The following is a 15,358-nucleotide window of genomic DNA, read 5'->3' on the forward strand; positions in this document are numbered from 1 at the left end:
CTTAGTTCAGTGCAAGGCTGCGCAGGATCGCGGCGGTTTCCTCGTCGGCCGGGAAGAAGGATTCGATCGCCAGTTCCGACAGCGTGATATCGACGGGCGTGCCGAAGACCGTGGTCGTCGAGATCAGGGAAAGCAGGCCGGCCCTGGTCGAAAGCTTCAGGGGAACGGCGATGCCGGCGTGGTCGGCATGGGTCTCCCCAGTATCTTCGGGCGCGGCGTAGGAGAGCAGTTCCTTCAGCAGCTTTTCCAGTACGGGGTCGCCCGAGGCTGAAATCTGTTGGCGCAGCCGGTCGATGAGGTGGGTGCGCCACTCCGCGAGATTGACGGTGTGGGGCGCCAGGCCCCGTGGGTGCAGCCCGAGGCGCAGCACATTGACTGGCGGTTCCAACAGCGCTGGATCGGCAACGCCTGTGATGAGAGGTGCCAGCGCTGCATTGGCGGCAATCAGCGTCCAGTGGCGATCGACGGCAAGCGCCGGGAAGGGCTCGTGGCCTTTCAGCACCATATCGATGGCGCGGCGCGCCGGCTCAAGGGCGGGATCGTCGAGCTTGCGTTCGGCAAAGACGGGGGCGAAACCCGCCGCCAGCAATAGCGGGTTCCGGTCACGCAGGGGGACGCCGAGGCGTTCGGCCAGATGCAGAAGCATCTCGCGGCTCGGGGTCGAGCGCCCGCTCTCGATGAAGCTCAGGTGCCGTTGCGAGATATCGGCTTCCAGCGCGAGGTCCAGCTGGCTCATGCGGCGGCGCTGGCGCCATTCGCGCAGGCAATCTCCAAGAGAGCGGGCGGTCGGCGTCATCACGCGGCTTCCGGCAGCTGATCGATGAAGCCGCGGACGGATTTCAGCCTGCCGCCTTCGAGTTCGGCAAAATCCGTGCCCTTGATCAGTGCTTCGCCATTCTCAGGGCCGAGGCCCCAGGAGAAGCGCAGGACATCACCGTAGCCATCCGCCGTGCCGATCAGTTCGAAGCGAAAGCCGGGGAAGCGGTTCTGCACGGCCTCGACCAGCGAGTTGATCTGCTCATGGCCTTCGCCGCGCATCAGCGGATCGATATAGGTAGCGTCCTCCGTCCAGCTCTCGGCGATGAGAGCGCGGCGGCGGGCGGTATCCGTCTCGTTCCAGATGGCGAGATAGAGCTTGGCGTTGGTATTTGCGTCGTTCATCGGGTCATCTCCTTTTGATCGCCGGTCAATTCCAGGCAGGGCGATCATGGGCGAATGCGGTGCAGCCTATCAATTACGCCGGAGGTAATGGAAGCCTGATCCGTTCGAGATCAAGTTCAGGTCGCGCCTTGGTGATTTGACAGGCGGAGAGGGAGCCCGGAGATTTGCGGCGACCCTTTTGCTTCGGAGGAGACATGCCATGAAAACCCGTAGGTACAAAGCCTTTGCCGCCCTGGCTGTCGCCATCCTCGGCGCATCTGCGGCGCAGGCAACCGTTATCGACGAATGGAATACGATCAAGGCCCCTGCTGCACCAGTGCTGAAGCCGGTTAGGGTGAATACATTGGATACGGCGCTGCTGCTCCTCGATTTCAACGGTGCGCAGGACCCGTCGAAGGGACCGTGCAACACGAAGAACAAGCCGCGCTGCATTGCCTCGCTGCCGAAAGTGGAGAAGCTGATGGAAGAGGCGCGCAAGAGCGGCGTGCCCGTCGTCTACAGCATCACGGGCGGCGCGACGAAGGGTGATATCGCCAGCGTGCTCGCGCCGAAAGAGGGCGATGCCGTCGTGCAGTCGGGCGCCAATAAGTTCATCAATACCGATCTCGAAAGGATCCTGGCGGAGAAGCACATCAAGACCGTGATCGTCACTGGCACGGCGTCGGAAGGCGCGGTGCTGAACACGGCGGCTTACGCGGCGCTGAAAGGCATGAACGTCATTCTGCCCGTCGATGGCATGTCCTCGACCGATCCTTATGCCGAGCAGTATGTCGCCTGGCACTTTGCGAATGCGCCGGGTGTTTCGGCCAAGACGACGCTGACCTCGATCGATGAGATCAAGTTCGGCAAGTGATGCTCCGGAGCGGACATGGCGATGTTACGAGTTGCCCCGAACCGTGTCGCGAGTACCGGGATTTACTGGCCGCGCTTCAGTCTTTTTGCGTGACATGCTTTAGTGGCTTGTGATCGAGAGCTTGTAGGTCTGGGTCGGCACATTGAAGGAATAGGATTTTTCCTCTTCGGTCGTGTGCTCGATCTTGTTCTTCTTCTCATAATCGGCGACAATCTTGGCAGCGACGGTCTTGTCGACCCCGAGTTCGACGCCCCACTTGTTCATCAGCTCGTCTACGGCGCCATTGGTCGATTTCGCCTTGAAGGAGACGGCCATGGCGTCCTGCTTCAACAGCAGGTCTACGGTCTTGTGGGATTTGCCCACTTCATAGGAATTTCCTTCGTTGGTGATTGATATGGCCGGCATGCTGAGATCGATGTCGCCGAATTTCAGATTGAAGGCGGCGCGTATCGCACGAGCGTTGATGACCGGCGTTGCCGTCGAGAAGGTGACAGATTTGGCGCCGTAGCTCACTACCTTGTCGCCATTAATGATCGGCATATTGCCCACTTCGTGGACGTAAAGCGAGAATTCGCCTGGGATGTCCTGACCGTCAAAGGCTTTGGTCTTGAAAACGACGACCTTGGTCTTCGTCGGATTTCCCGCAAGGGTGGCGGCGGAATCCGCGTAGATCGGCGCCCGATAGGCTTTCGGCACGTCTTTGGCGGCATCGGCCTGTTTGGAGGCGGCTTCCACGGTGGCTTTCTTGGCTTCTGCCTCGTCTTTCGCTGCCTGTGCATCGGCCGACTTGGCCTTTGCCATCTGAACCTGAGCATCCGCTTCTATGGCTTTGCCCTCCGTTTCCGCCGCGGCCTTCGTTACCCCAAGATCGTAATCCTTCTGCTGCTTGTCGAGATCGGTCCCATATTTGGCCTGAATTTCGCGCGCCTTGTTGGCCGCTTCGGCGATGCTGATCGAGTTGTCCGACAGTTTCTTCAGGAGATCGGCGACCTCCTGCCGGCCGGACATGTCGCGGAAGAGGTTGGGCGTAGCGAGCAGGTTGAGCGCTGCGCCGAGGCCCGTCGGGTCCGGAACCGGAGAGGGGGTGACGATATTGATGAGCGATTGCGGGAATGGCGTCGGCGTCGGATTGACCGCCTGCGGTGTCGGCTGCACCGGCGTGACGGTTCCGATCTCGGGCGCCTCAATCGGTATCGGATGTTCTTCCCATTTCCAGAAACGGGTGTTGTCGATCTCTTCGGAAATGTTGCAATGGCCAAGTTTGCCTTCCGCGAAGACGCCGCGGGTCGGCAGGGTGATCAGCCGTTCGGATTTGGCCGAGGCAAGCGCTATTCCCTCGAGCGCTTTCGCGCGGTCGTCCTCGTTCATGGCCGCGAGCTTGTCCTGGACCCATTTCTGGCGTGCAGGGTCGCCGCTGTTGATTGCTGCAGCAAGATCGACGTAAAGCGCATCGTTTGCCGCATCGGCGGGCCGGGCCAGCGGATAGGCGACATAGCTGCCAAACAGTTCGAGCGGTGTCGGATCGGCGTGATCGGCCATATTCTGTCCCGGCGTGGTCCAGGCCTTTCCCTCGAACTGGATAGCGAGTTCGCTTTCGTCGGTCGTCAGCGCGATAACACGATTGTAATAGGCGTTGTTCTTCTCGAAATGGTTCGAAAGCCGCTTTGCCGCGCCGAGTTCTTCCAGCGTAAGGCTCTGCTCCGGCCCGACGACCGGTGGCAATCCGGCCGGCCGCGGCCCCGGCCTGTTCAGCCAGGTGAAGCTTTGCGAGGAGGGTTCTTCTCCCCGGAAATAAAGATCGACATCCCGTAATCCCTCGGGGGAGGTCAGCCAGCGGCAGATGCCGTTCTGCCCGAAGGCGTTGATGCACAGGGCGTCGATGCGCCAGTCGTCATCGCCCCATTTTTCGAACTGGAAGCCGATGATATCTTTCCATTTGACGGTTGTGCCTTTCCCCGTGATCTGATCGAAGATCTTGCAGAAAGTCCACTGAACGGAACCTTTCTCGCCGAAGCGTTCGCCGCTGTTCACGTTGTGAAATTGATTTTCACCTTCACCCATATGGCCGCCGCGATAGACATAGTGCAGCTCGTGGCGTTTCTCCTGCACCCATTCGTCCGACGTGATCACGTAAATGACGATAGTCGAATCCGAGAGATCGCTCTCGGTCGTCTTTATGCCGATTTCGAAGGTTGTGAACTCCTCATCGCCCTCCCAGGGCGGGAAGGTCCAGACATTGCCGGGCACGATGTTCTGAGTGGTTTGATAATCGCGCAGCGATTCCTGCTTGGCAAGCGCGTCGAACCCGGGCTTCAGGCTTGCATCCAGCAGATTGGCTTCCAGCACCGAACGATAGGCGAGCAGGGTCTTGGCGTCGAAGGTGGCGATACGTGCGGGGATCTTCGCCAGTACCGCGGCCCGCCGGCGCATCCATTCCACGGTGACGCGGTAGTGCCGGAGAACCTGGTAATAGAGAATGGTCAGCGTGTGGCTGTGATTGTAATTGGTGAAGGTGCGGGTCTGGATGCTCTCCTTCTCCTCCTGCCGGGCCTGGATGACGACAGTGGAGGTCAGCTCCCGCACGGCCGAAGAGGCTTGGGAAAAGCTGTCGTTGATGCGCTGCACATTGTCGGCGGCGAGATCACGGCTGCCTTCGCTGCTTGCCGTCGAGCCGCCAAGCGCCATGGTATTGCCGGCAGCCGCACCGACGCCGACAATGCCCAGATTGGCGCCGAAGCTGCCGCCGACGGAATTGGCCGTGCCGGCCATGAAGGAGGAGCCGTGCTGAAGTTCTTTCACGCCCGCCTTGACGACTTCGGAAATGAGCCGGTCGCGATGGGTCTGGTGCAGCAGGTTCTCCGTCAGCTTCGTGTCCTCCTGCCGCTCTGTGAGGCTGTCCCATGACCAGTCGATGACGGCGAGCTTGACCGTTTCGGCCGGCGCGAGCGGCAGGCTGTAGAGAATTTCGCCGAGGGAATGACCGATCGAGAACCAGGAAACCTTGTAGTCGTCGACATAGGCGAAGCGCGTATCCGCGGGCAGATTCTGCCCTGCGGGCGGGTCGGCCACGCGGACCACCTGCCGCAGCATGAATTCCTGCAGCGCGAGATTTGCAGGCAGGAGCTGCTCGCAGCCGTCTTCGCCAAGCAACGATTTCGGACTGGCCGCAAAGGAGGCAGGCGAGAGCTGCCAGTCGGTCAGGCCTGGATTTTGAAGCGCGCGGCCGCCCATGTTGACGAGCGCCGCGGGCAGGTCCGCTTTGGGAGCCATGACGCGGCCGACGATAGCGTTTGCGGCAAAGCGGGCTTGGCCGAAGACGTCGACGGCGGCTTCCTGCCCGAAGGGTTGGACCAGGATCTGCACCTTCTGCGGTGCGTTTTTATCGGCGCGCCGCTCAGCCATTGCAAGGGAGAGCATGAGGCGCGATTGAGGCTGAAGCCGCATGAGATCGAAGGACAGATAGCCGACATGATCGGTGGTGAGGATGCCGAGCGGCTCGGCGTAGACGACCTCCTGCGGTTCCGCTTCCGCTGCGAGTTCCAGATCGTGTTCTTCGGCAACGTCTTTCATGCCTTGCTTGATGAGGACGCTGAGTTTGGCCTGCGTTATATCCTGCAGGCTGTCGACGCCGGCCGTGTCGAATACGCGTTTCAGCACAGCGTAAACCAGCTCGCGCGCTTCGTTGGGATCGGCCGCAAGCGATAATTCTGCCTCTTCCGTGAGGATCGATGCCAGCGCGGCAAGTATCATGTCCACTATCCGGGCACGTTCCGCCTCTGGAATGGAATCGTCGAAATTGGTGACCGCAGAAAAGACCGGCTCCCGCAGCCGGCGACTGGGTGCCCGTGCCGCCGGCGTGAAGGGCACGATGAGTTCGGCGTAGACTGGGAGCCCTGATGTAGGGCGTCCGCTTACCGGATCTGTTATGAAAAGGCTCAAATAGGAAGGTTCGTCAATGCCAGTCATACCCCACCTGCTTCCGGATTGAGGAACTGATCAGTAAAAACGTTCTGCTGTCGGTAGTACGGCTATGATGGATATGCTTTACAGGACGGGCGTATTTCCGCTCTTCTTCAAATCGCGAAAATGCTCCATCTCTTTGTTTTAAGCAGTTTCAGGCGCAAAACCGCTGGGCGCTTTTGCTGAATGCCCGATGCCGTGGTGCGATTTCGATCGCCGTCTGCCGTTTTATCTAAGCGGGTTTTGATTTGCCGGGCAAGATAGGTCCCGCCAAGATTGTGTGCGCTTCCTTAATCGCCTTTAAGGAGAGTGACGGTATTCGATTTCTGATGTGCCGGAATTAAACGCCAAGCGAGACGCGCAGCGGGTTTGCCGGGTCGGAAAGCAGCTTCACCGCAAAGGCGATGCAGACGATGACGAGCAGCGGCTTGATGAGCTTTGCGCCAATGCGCATGGCAAGCCGGGAACCGAGTTGCGCGCCGAGGAACTGGCAGGCGCCCATCAGGAGGCCGATCTTCCAGAGGGTCGCGCCGAAGCTCGCGAAGACGACGAGTGCGCCGAAGTTCGAGCCGAGATTGAGAAGCTTGGTGTGAGCCGTCGCCTTCAGCATGCCGAAGCCTGCGAGTGTGACGAAAGCCAGCATGAAGAAGGAGCCGGTGCCGGGGCCGAAGACGCCGTCGTAGAAGCCGATGACCGGAACCAGCGTCAGGCCGAAAAGGGAGGGCGTCATCCGGCGGTGCGTATCAGAATCGTTGAGGTTCGGCTTGACGGCGAAAAAGATGGCGATCGCCACCAACAGCACCGGCATGACGGCCTGCAGCACCTGGCCGGGAACGAGCGTGGCAAGGGCCGCACCCAGCGACCCGCCCAAGACGGCCATCAGCGCCATCGGCAATTGTTCCGAAAGCTTCACATGGCCCTTGCGGGCATAAGCGATGGTTGCCGAAGCGGCGCCGAAGAGCGATTGCACCTTGTTGGTGCCGAGCGTCTGCAGCGGCGGGATGCCTGCGATCAACATGGCGGGGACGGTGATGAGGCCGCCGCCGCCGGCAATGGAATCGACGAAACCGGCAAAGAAGGCGGCCGCGCAGAGCAGCAGAAGCAGATGGAAGGCAATGTCAGGCAAGATGCTAGTCCGGGAGGAGCATTCGAGGGCGAGTGCGGGGGCGTTCGGGCGGCCTTGTTGCATTTCCCGCCACAAGCTGCAATGGCTCCGAAGAAACAGCGGGGCCTATTCAACAGATGGGAATGAGCGAGATCACTTTCGATGGCGCAAGACGGCATGTGCTCGGGCTCGGCTGCGAGCGCGGCGCGCTGCCTGCCGAGGTTCTGGCGCTTGCCATCGAGGCGCTGGAGGCGGCCGGCATAAAGAGCGCGGAGCTTGCCGCCATTGGCTCGATCGACAGCCGCAGGCAGGAACCGGCCATTCTCGCCGTTGCGGAGCATTTCGACGTTCCGGCAGTCTTCTTTGACGCATCAAGGCTGGAAGAGGAAACGCCGCGGCTGAAAAATCCCTCCGAGATCGTCTTTGCCCGCGTCGGCTGCCATGGAGTGGCGGAATCGGCGGCGCTTGCGGCTATCGGAGCAGAGGCACAGCTGATGCTCTGCAAGATCAAATCCGCACATGCGACAGCGGCAATAGCCCGCATCGGTTCGTAACAGGCGTGACGTACCGGGCTCACTGTGGCAGCAATGACCTGTCTCGGATTGAAGGCCCAGCCGGATCATAAAGGAGGATCGGTGCGATGAAAAATGTGCTTCGTGTCGCCAGCGTTCAGTTTCAGCACAGGGCGAGCGACAAGGCCTATAATATGGGCAGGATAGAGGCCTATGCCGCGAAGGCGGCAGAAGAGGGGGCGGCGCTGATCGCGATGCCCGAAATGTGCATCACCGGCTACTGGCATGTGCCCGGCTTGAGCGTGAACGAACTGGAGGCATTGAGCGAGGCCTTGCCTGACGGTCCCTCCTGCCGTCATGTCCGCCAGCTTGCGGCCGATCTCGGCATCGGCATCGGGGCAGGGCTCATTGAGCGCTCGGAGAATGGAAAACTCTACAACAGCTACTTCGTGGCGCTACCGGACGGCACCGTTCACGTTCACCGGAAACTGCATGCGTTCGAACACGATGCGATCCTGAGTGGCGACAGATATACAGTCTTCGATACGCCCTGGGGCGTGCGCATCGGTATTCTGATCTGCTACGACAACAACATCCTCGAAAATGCCCGGGCAACGGCCCTGATGGGAGCCGACATCCTGCTTGCCCCTCATCAGACTGGCGGCTGCCATTCGGCCAGTCCGCATGCACTGGGCCTGATCGATGTCGATATCTGGCGGAACCGCGAGCGCGATCCCGAAGCGATCGAAAAGGAAATCCTGGGGCCGAAGGGGCGCGAATGGCTGATGCGCTGGCTTCCTTCGCGCGCCCGCGACAACGGGATGTTCGTCGTTTTCAGCAACGGCATCGGCGAGGACAATGGCGAAGTGCGCACCGGCAACGCCATGATCATCGATCCCTACGGACGCGTTCTGACCGAGACATGGGCGGCCCGCGACGAGATGGTGGTTGCCGATATGGACCTGGACCTGCTGCCCATGAGCCAGGGGCGGCGGTGGCTCAGGGTAAGGCGGCCCGATCTGTACGAAATTATCGTCCAGCCGCAGGCTGACGCCGCTTCCACGCGTGAAGTCCGCTTCTCATATGCGCCGCCCGAAAAGACCGGCAGTGCCTGATCGCCCGGCTTGAAAGCCGGCGCACCACATTGCTCGCGAGGCAGAAGGACCGATAAGGTTGACATTGTCACTTTATCAGCGTTCTCAGTGGCATGGGCAAGAACCCCCACGTTCAGATCGTGATCTGAATTTGCTCCATTTCATAATCCACATCCAGAGGAAACACATGCACAAGGTCATTTATGACACGGATCCGGGCGTCGATGACGCCATGGCGCTTCTCTTCCTGCATCGCCATCCGGAGATCGACCTGATCGGTATCACCACTGTCTTCGGCAATGCTTCGGTTGAAACGACGACGCGCAATGCGCTGTTCCTGAAGCGGGAGTGGGATATTGCGGCACCGGTCGCCAAGGGCGCCAGTGTCACCATCGACCCGTCGCGCCACGAGCGCCCGTGGCCGACCATGGTGCATGGCGATAACGGCCTCGGCAACATGCCGGTGCCTGACACAATCGACCTGCCGCTCGACCCGCGTCCGGCGCATCGCTTCATCATTGACACAGTGCGCGCCAATCCGGGCGAGGTGACGCTGGTTGCTGTCGGCCGCATGACGAACCTGGCGTTGGCGCTGAAGGAAGATCCGGAGATTGCGGGCCTGGTGAAGGAAGTCGTCATCATGGGCGGCAACTTTTATCTGCCGGGCAACGTCTCGCCGGTTGCCGAAGCCAATATTCATGGCGATCCGGAAGCGGCCGATATTATCATGACCGCGCCGTGGAAGGTGGTCGTCATCGGCCTCGATGTCACGGCGATCACGACGATGAGCCGCGGCTATCTGCGCGACATGGCCGCCAAGGGCGACAAGGCTGTCAAGCAGCTCGACGAGCTCTCGCAGTTCTACATCGATTTCTACAAGCATGCGGTCGAGGACGGCATGATGGTGCATGACAGCTGCGCTTGCGTCTATGTCGTAGCGCCCGAACTGTTCACCACGATCACGGGTGCAGTGCGCGTCGTCTGCGGCGGCATTGCCGATGGCCAGACGATCGTCAAGCCGGATGGCCGCCGCTTCCCGCCAGGGCATTGGGATGGCTTGCCGAGTCAGGTCGTTGCCACCGGCATCGAGTCGGAAAAGGTGATCGACCTGATCCGTGATACGCTTCTGCGCGCCTGATCGTTTCAACGGGCCGGCATTACACCTCGCTGTCGGCCCGTTCCGTATTTTGGAATCCAATCAATCTGTTGAGTGCATTTTCTTCGAAAGAAATTCCGGTTCTTGCGAAGTTGATTCAAGTCGATTTCGTCAAGTTCCAGTGCACGGCAAGCGAGAGCGTTGACCTCGTCTATTAGCGGGCCTAGATCAGCGGAATGATCGACAGCACATTCTCACATCTGCCGGCGCTGGAGCCGGGCAGCGTCTGGCTCGTTGGCGCCGGTCCGGGTGATCCTGGTCTGCTGACGCTGCTTGCTGCCAAGGGGCTCGCCGAGGCCGATGTGATCGTCCATGACGCGCTGGTCAACGAGGACTGTCTGAAGCTTGCGCGCTCCGGCGCCGAGCTTGAATATGCCGGTAAACGCGGCGGTAAGCCCTCCGCCAAGCAGCGGGATATTTCGCTGAGACTGGTGGAGCTGGCGCGGGCCGGCAAGCGCGTGCTGCGGCTGAAGGGCGGCGATCCCTTCGTCTTCGGGCGAGGCGGGGAAGAGGCGCTGACGCTGGTCGAGCATAATATTCCTTTCCGCATCGTGCCGGGCATTACCGCCGGCATCGGCGGGCTTGCCTATGCCGGCATTCCGGTGACCCATCGCGAGATCAATCATGCCGTGACCTTCCTCACCGGACATGACTCTTCCGGCATCGTGCCCGATGCGATCAACTGGGAAGCGATCGGCAAGGGTTCGCCCGTCATCGTCATGTATATGGCGATGAAGCATATCGCCCAGATCAGCGCCAATCTCATTGCCTCCGGCCGTTCGGCATCCGAACCCGTGGCGTTCGTTTGCAATGCGGCGACCGGCGCGCAGCAGGTGCTGGAGACGACGCTCGGGCAGGCGACCGAGGCCGTTGCGGCCTCCGGGCTGGAGCCGCCGGCGGTCGTCGTGGTCGGTGAGGTGGTGCGGCTGCGCGGCTCGCTCGACTGGCTGGGTGCGCTTGGCGGGCGGCGCCTGCAGCCCGATCCCTTCAAGCATGCGGAAGGTCGGGGAAAGGAGACGGCATGAGCGGACTTCTGATCGCCGCACCGTCTTCCGGGTCCGGCAAGACCACCGTTACCCTGGGGCTGCTGCGGGCATTGCGACGGCGCGGTATTGGTGTGGCCCCCGGCAAGACGGGGCCTGACTATATCGATCCAGCCTTTCATGCGGCGGCAAGCGGCGCGCTCTGCCTCAATTTCGATCCCTGGGGCATGCGGCCGGAGCTGATTTCGGCCAATGCGACGTTGCACCGTTCCGGCGACCGGATCCTGCTGATCGAGGGCATGATGGGCCTGTTCGATGGCGCTGCGGACGGGCGTGGCACGGCGGCGGAACTGGCAGCGCAGCTCGGGCTTTCCGTCGTTCTCGTCGTCGATGCCTCGCGCCTGTCGCAATCCGTTGCGCCGCTTGTCAGCGGTTTTGCCGGTTTCCGCGCCGATGTGCGCATTGCCGGTGTCATCCTGAACAAAGTCGGCAGCGACCGGCATGAGGCGATGTTGCGGCAGGCACTGGACAAGATCCGCATGCCTGTCGTCGCCGTCATCCGCAAGGATGCGATGCTCGCCCTGCCGGAGCGACATCTCGGGCTGGTGCAGGCGGGCGAACATGCGGCGCTCGAGGAATTCATCGATTACGCCGCGGATGCCGTCTCCGAAGAGTGCAATTTCGAATTCCTGATGCGCATCGCACGCCAGGGGCTGAACCGGCCGTCGGCCGCCAATATCGCCCGGCTGATGCCCTTCGGCAGCCGTATTGCCGTTGCCCGCGATATCGCCTTTGCCTTCTGCTACGAGCATATGCTGCTCGGCTGGCGACGGCGCGGCGCGGAGATTTCGTTCTTTTCGCCGCTGGCCGATGAAGCGCCGGCAGCGGATGCCGATGCGATCTATCTGCCGGGCGGTTATCCCGAGCTGCATGCGGGCAGGCTGTCGGCGGCGCAGAATTTTGCCGCGGCGATGAAGGCTGCGGCAGCACGCGGCGTGCGCATCTATGGCGAATGCGGCGGCTACATGGTGCTCGGCGACGGGCTGATCGACGCGGGAGGCGCGCGCCATGAAATGCTCGGCCTCTTGCCTGTCGTCACCAGCTACCAGGCGCGGCAGCGGCATCTCGGCTATCGCCGCGTGACGCCACTTGAGGGCGCCTTCTTCGACAAGGTGATGACGGCGCACGAGTTTCATTATTCCACCATCGTCTCCGAAGGCGAGGCCGATCGGCTCTTTGCCGCCGAGGATGCGCTCGGCAACGATCTCGGCCAGGCAGGCCTGCGGCGCGGGCAGGTGGCCGGCTCCTATATGCATCTGATCGACCTTGCGGGAGCCGCATCGTGAATGCGCCGATCATTCATGGCGGCGGCATTACCGCGGCGGCGGCGACCTTTGGCGGACGCGTGGAAGACTGGCTCGACCTTTCGACCGGTATCAATCCCAATCCGGTTTCGCTGCCGGAGATCCCGACGAGGGTCTGGCAGCGGCTGCCGGACCGGCATCTGGTCGAGACGGCGCGCTATGCTGCGCGCGATCATTATCGCAGCGGCGCGATCCTGCCGCTTCCGGTTCCCGGCACGCAGTCCGTGATCCAGCTTCTGCCGCGGCTCCCGCAGCCGGGCAGGCGGGTGGCGATCCTGTCTCCGACCTATGGAGAATATGCACGGGCCTTCGGCGCCGCGGGTTTTGCCGTCGATACGGTCAGCGATATCGATGATATCGGCCCGGAGCATGGGCTTGCCGTGGTGGTCAATCCAAACAATCCTGATGGCCGGGTCTATACTGCCGGCCGGCTGGAGGCGCTGCACGAGCGGCTCAAGGCAAATGGCGGCTTTCTCGTGGTCGACGAGGCTTTCGGCGATACGAGCCCGGAAACGAGCCTCGCGCCGCGAGCGGCTGCGCTTTCCAACCTCATCATCCTCCGCTCCTTCGGCAAATTCTTCGGGCTTGCGGGGCTGAGGCTCGGCTTTGCCATTGCGCGGAGCGATATTCTTGCGCGTTTCGAGGACTGGCTCGGCCCCTGGGCCGTGTCGGGGCCGGCGCTTTTTCTTGCCGGTTCGCTGCTGAATTCGGATGTTTCCGCTATTCTCCGCTCGATCGCCGAGCGGCAGGCTGCCCTTCATGCCGTGCTAGTCGACGCCGGCCTTACGGTGGCAGGCGGCACGCCGCTTTTCACTCTTGTTGTCGACGGCAGAGCCCCCGGCATTTACACGACTCTTTGCCGCAATCATATTCTCGTCCGCCGGTTCGACTACGCGCCGGATTGGCTGCGCTTCGGCCTTGCGCCGGACGCCGCTGACGACGCGAGACTGGCTGCGGCCCTTCGGAGCTTTGATCGATGAATTTGGACGAACATTCTCTCGTGTTGGTTCTGGCCTTGCTGCTTGATCGCATCATCGGCGATCCGCAATGGCTGTGGGTGCGCGTGCCGCATCCAGTTGCCATCTTCGGCCGGGCGATCGGCTATTTCGATCAGCATTTCAATCGCGAGAGCCTGAGCAAGGCGCAGCGCAAACAGAATGGCGTCGTGGCGATCCTGGCGCTTTCGGTGCTCGCCGTCGTCACTGGGCTGGTGCTGCACTGGTTCTTCATGCTCTTCGGCCCCCTTGGTATTCTGCTCGAAGTTTTCTGCGTGGCGATCTTCCTGGCGCAGAAGAGCTTGTCGGATCATGTCGCGGCGGTGGCAACGGCGCTGAGGGCCGAAGGTCTCGTCGGTGGGCGCAAGGCGGTGTCGCGGATCGTCGGACGTGACCCGGAAACATTAGATGAGCCGGGTGTCTGCCGCGCGGCGATCGAGAGCCTTGCGGAAAACTTCTCCGATGGCGTGGTGGCGCCGGCTCTCTGGTATGCGATTTTCGGCCTGCCGGGCCTGTTCTTCTACAAGATGCTGAATACGGCGGATTCGATGATCGGCCACCGCTCGGAGAAATATGTCGATTTCGGCTGGGCTTCGGCCCGGCTGGACGATATCGCCAACTGGCCGGCGGCGCGCCTGTCGATCCTGCTGATCGCCATGGGCGCCGGCATCCGCCGCGGCACGACCGCCTTCAGCGATTCCTTCCGTGTAGGCCTGCGTGACGGCAAGCTGCATCGCTCGCCGAATTCCGGCCGTCCGGAAGCGGCCATGGCCGGCGCGCTCGACCTGCAGCTGGCCGGCCCACGCGTCTATTCGGGTGTCGTCGTGCGCGAGCCGATGATCAACGGCACCGGCCGGGATGTGGCGACGGCAGGTGATGTCGAGGACGGGATTTCGGTCTTCCAGGCCAGCTGTATGTCGCTGACCCTGCTTGCCTTCGTGGCCTTTGTCTGCCTGCTCTAGGCTAGCCGTCTCTCCACCATCAACAATACCGTAAGGGTTAAGCTCAGCAGGCCAAGCGATAGCGGCAGACCGTGATGGCCGATCATCTGCATCGCCATGCCCGTCGCGGGCGAGCCAAGGATGCCGCCGAGGCCCCAGACGAAGGCGAAGGCGGCGTTGCCGGCGATGAGGGACGGGCCTGTGAAGCGCTCGCCGAGTTGGATCAGCGACAGGGTGTAAAGGCCGAAGGAGACGCCGCCCCAAGCGAAGAACAGTGGCCAGATCAGCCACGTGTCGAAGCTTGGCGAAAGCAGCAGGCAGGCAGCGAGACAGGTGAGGACGCAGAAGAGCAGGGTTCGCCGCGAGCCGAACCGTTCAACCATACGGCCAAGCAGGACCTGCAGGATTGCATTGCCAGTGATGAAACAGGTGATGAGGGAGGCAATCCGCTGTTCATCGCTGCCGAATGCTGCGCCATAAACCGCAAACAGCGAGAGCAGAACTTGCTCGAAAGCGGCAGCGGTGAAGACTGCAAACAGGAGGAGCGGCGCAAGCGCGAAAAAGCTGATGACCGAGATTGCCTCTCTCTCCTGCGGCATGGCGGGCAGGCGTGCGACGACTGCGAGCACGATCAGGCCGCAGAAGAGGAAGGCGGCGATGCCGATCAGGAAGGGCGGCCAGCCTTCGGTGCCGGCGAGGCCAAGGGATAGCGGGCCGAGCGCGAAGCCTGCCGAAACGATCGACGAATAGAGGCCCATGATGCGGCCCCGGTACAACGCCGGCGTGAGCGAGACCAGCCAGGTCTCGCTGATCACGTAAAGCGGATTGGCGAAGACGCCGAGCAGGAGGCGCAGCGGCATCCAGGCCCAGACATTCTGCATCGAGGCAATGGCGGCGAGGGTGAGGGCGGCAAGGACAGAACAGAGAACCGCCAGCCGCGCTGCGCCGATGTGCCCTGAGAGTGCGGGAACGAGTGGCGCCGAGACGATGAAACCGAATGGTGTCATCGCGGCCGACAGGCCGATCAGCCCCGATGTCGTGCCCCGCCGCTCCAGGATGAAGCTCAGCAGCGGATAGGTCAGCCCCTGCGCCACAGCAAAGACCGTGACCGTCGTGATGATGCCCGCCATTGCTGCCCAGGGGACAGGGGCTCCTTGCGGTGATGTCGTACTGTGCACGGGCTGGTGAAGCGCCGCGGCAGACTGGAACTGGCGATCGTCCGTCATTGTTTCGT

General features: G+C 61.9%; 13 protein-coding genes. 8 read left to right on the plus strand and 5 right to left on the minus strand.

Annotated elements, in window-relative coordinates; translation table 11 throughout:
• Position 1: 1 nt before the first annotated feature.
• Positions 2 to 796: a helix-turn-helix domain-containing protein gene (locus FHX08_RS03635; RefSeq protein WP_132654328.1), complete on the minus strand. Its 795-nt coding sequence runs from the start codon at positions 794 to 796 to the stop codon at positions 2 to 4.
• A complete protein-coding gene (locus FHX08_RS03640) occupies positions 796 to 1,161 on the minus strand; it encodes a nuclear transport factor 2 family protein (protein WP_132653932.1) in 366 nt (121 codons plus the stop codon). The genes FHX08_RS03635 and FHX08_RS03640 overlap by 1 nt, the downstream gene beginning before the upstream one ends.
• Before the next feature lie 199 nt (positions 1,162 to 1,360).
• Here FHX08_RS03640 and FHX08_RS03645 point away from each other — a divergent pair, with 199 nt between their 5' ends.
• Positions 1,361 to 2,014, plus strand: coding sequence for a cysteine hydrolase family protein (locus FHX08_RS03645; protein ID WP_132653933.1), 654 nt, complete (start codon positions 1,361 to 1,363; stop codon positions 2,012 to 2,014).
• Between the two features lie 99 nt (positions 2,015 to 2,113).
• Here FHX08_RS03645 and FHX08_RS03650 read toward each other — a convergent pair whose 3' ends face one another.
• Both FHX08_RS03650 and FHX08_RS03655 read right to left on the minus strand, forming a co-directional pair.
• The gene (locus FHX08_RS03650; protein WP_132653934.1) at positions 2,114 to 5,980 is read right to left on the minus strand and encodes a hypothetical protein; all 3,867 of its coding nucleotides are present in this window, start codon (positions 5,978 to 5,980) and stop codon (positions 2,114 to 2,116) included.
• A gap of 334 nt (positions 5,981 to 6,314) precedes the next feature.
• The gene (locus FHX08_RS03655; protein ID WP_132653935.1) at positions 6,315 to 7,100 is read right to left on the minus strand and encodes a TSUP family transporter; all 786 of its coding nucleotides are present in this window, start codon (positions 7,098 to 7,100) and stop codon (positions 6,315 to 6,317) included.
• A gap of 122 nt (positions 7,101 to 7,222) precedes the next feature.
• Here FHX08_RS03655 and FHX08_RS03660 point away from each other — a divergent pair, with 122 nt between their 5' ends.
• From FHX08_RS03660 to cbiB, 7 genes are all read left to right on the plus strand, one after another.
• Positions 7,223 to 7,633 (plus strand): cobalamin biosynthesis protein, encoded by a 411-nt coding sequence (locus FHX08_RS03660; RefSeq protein WP_132653936.1) that lies wholly within the window; start codon positions 7,223 to 7,225, stop codon positions 7,631 to 7,633.
• An 86-nt stretch (positions 7,634 to 7,719) separates the two neighbouring features.
• Positions 7,720 to 8,706 (plus strand): nitrilase family protein, encoded by a 987-nt coding sequence (locus FHX08_RS03665; protein WP_132653937.1) that lies wholly within the window; start codon positions 7,720 to 7,722, stop codon positions 8,704 to 8,706.
• Between the two features lie 166 nt (positions 8,707 to 8,872).
• A complete protein-coding gene (locus FHX08_RS03670) occupies positions 8,873 to 9,823 on the plus strand; it encodes a nucleoside hydrolase (protein WP_132653938.1) in 951 nt (316 codons plus the stop codon).
• Positions 9,824 to 10,017: 194 nt separating this feature from the next.
• Complete coding sequence (gene cobA / locus FHX08_RS03675; RefSeq protein ID WP_132653939.1) at positions 10,018 to 10,866, plus strand: uroporphyrinogen-III C-methyltransferase; 849 nt, start codon at positions 10,018 to 10,020, stop codon at positions 10,864 to 10,866.
• Positions 10,863 to 12,170 carry a cobyrinate a,c-diamide synthase gene (locus FHX08_RS03680; protein WP_132653940.1) on the plus strand — a complete coding sequence of 436 codons (1,308 nt, stop codon included), beginning with the start codon at positions 10,863 to 10,865 and terminating at the stop codon, positions 12,168 to 12,170. The genes cobA and FHX08_RS03680 overlap by 4 nt, the downstream gene beginning before the upstream one ends.
• Positions 12,167 to 13,168 carry a threonine-phosphate decarboxylase CobD gene (gene cobD / locus FHX08_RS03685; RefSeq protein WP_132653941.1) on the plus strand — a complete coding sequence of 334 codons (1,002 nt, stop codon included), beginning with the start codon at positions 12,167 to 12,169 and terminating at the stop codon, positions 13,166 to 13,168. The genes FHX08_RS03680 and cobD overlap by 4 nt, the downstream gene beginning before the upstream one ends.
• Complete coding sequence (gene cbiB, locus FHX08_RS03690) at positions 13,165 to 14,145, plus strand: adenosylcobinamide-phosphate synthase CbiB (protein WP_132653942.1); 981 nt, start codon at positions 13,165 to 13,167, stop codon at positions 14,143 to 14,145. The genes cobD and cbiB overlap by 4 nt, the downstream gene beginning before the upstream one ends.
• Here cbiB and FHX08_RS03695 read toward each other — a convergent pair.
• Positions 14,142 to 15,350 (minus strand): MFS transporter, encoded by a 1,209-nt coding sequence (locus FHX08_RS03695; RefSeq protein ID WP_132653943.1) that lies wholly within the window; start codon positions 15,348 to 15,350, stop codon positions 14,142 to 14,144. The two genes, cbiB and FHX08_RS03695, sit on opposite strands and share 4 nt — an antisense overlap.
• Between the last annotated feature and the right edge of the window lie 8 nt (positions 15,351 to 15,358).

The sequence above is a fragment of the Rhizobium sp. BK529 genome, from assembly GCF_014194105.1.
Classification (GTDB): domain Bacteria; phylum Pseudomonadota; class Alphaproteobacteria; order Rhizobiales; family Rhizobiaceae; genus Rhizobium.